Genomic DNA, 1005 nt, shown 5'->3' with positions numbered 1-1005 from the left:
CTCAATGCCCCACCGTTCCTTGTAGCGCTGGGCGATGTCCAGTGCAGAACTGGTCAGGTCGTTAGTGGCCAGCACAAGCGGAGTAGATTTGTTATTGCGAACGATAGTGATACAGCGCAGTGGCTTGTCGTACAGATTGAGGCGTTTTCCACCTGGGCGCTTGCTCCTGAAGCGGACGATGCGGTCCTGAAGAACGCTGTCAGCTGCGTCCTGCGCGATGGCGCGCTCTTCGACCAGTACCAGTGCGGCGTTTCTCTTAAATCGGGTGACGAAACGCGCCCCCGCGGTATCGATGCGGTGCCACCAGTTGTAATCGCAATAGCCTTTGTCGAAGACATACAGAGCATCTTTTTGCAGCGGCACGTCGTTGCTCAGCTGCACATCGTTGACATTGGCTGCACTCAGGCTGTACCAGTGAGGAGTCTGCGTCAGTGCGTCGAGCAGCACGTGCAGTTTGAGACCTTGCGTATTGCGCGTCCGATTAGCTAACGTCCACTGATCAAATTCGCGCCCCTTCAATGTAATCGAGGTCGAATCGAGCAGATACATCAGTTGCTTACTCTCGTTGCGAAGCGAGCGTGACACCTGGCCCATGAGCCAGGATGCCGTGGCGCCAAATACCGTATCGGCTCGCCTTTCGTTGGCATCGGCGAGAGTGGCGCGTTTGATGCAGCCTGTGCCAAGGTGGTAGTGATGCGCAACATGGCTGTTAAACCCTGTTTCCACCGGACGTAGGCCTGTCGTGCCACTGAGCTGCACGTAAAGCATCGCGATCAGGTGATTCCAGTGTCCAAAGCGTTTGCTGTATTTATCGGCATTGTGCTTCTTGACCAATTGGTCAAAGGTGCCTCGCGGCAGCCCCTTCATTAATTCTTGAAAAGTCGTTATGCTGAACATGTTGCAGGTTTGGTTTTTAAGTTGGCAAACAGGGGTATACCCCCTTAGACCAATACCTGCAACCCTTCCCAACATTGTCAATCAAATTATTCCGGACAGCAGTGCGCG

The 1005-nt window shown here is 54.0% G+C and carries 1 protein-coding gene; it reads right to left on the bottom strand.

Features of this window, described 5'->3' with window-relative positions; genetic code table 11:
• Positions 1–897, bottom strand: an 897-nt coding sequence (locus tag KHU29_RS22025; RefSeq protein WP_281416162.1) for an IS4 family transposase, incomplete at its 3' end; no start/stop codon positions are given.
• Positions 898–1005: the final 108 nt, after the last annotated feature.

This window comes from Collimonas antrihumi, assembly GCF_018304965.1.
GTDB classification, from domain to species: Bacteria; Pseudomonadota; Gammaproteobacteria; order Burkholderiales; family Burkholderiaceae_D; genus Collimonas; species Collimonas antrihumi.
Note: the sequence above shows the minus strand (reverse complement) of the source record. Positions and strands in the feature narration are given on the sequence as shown.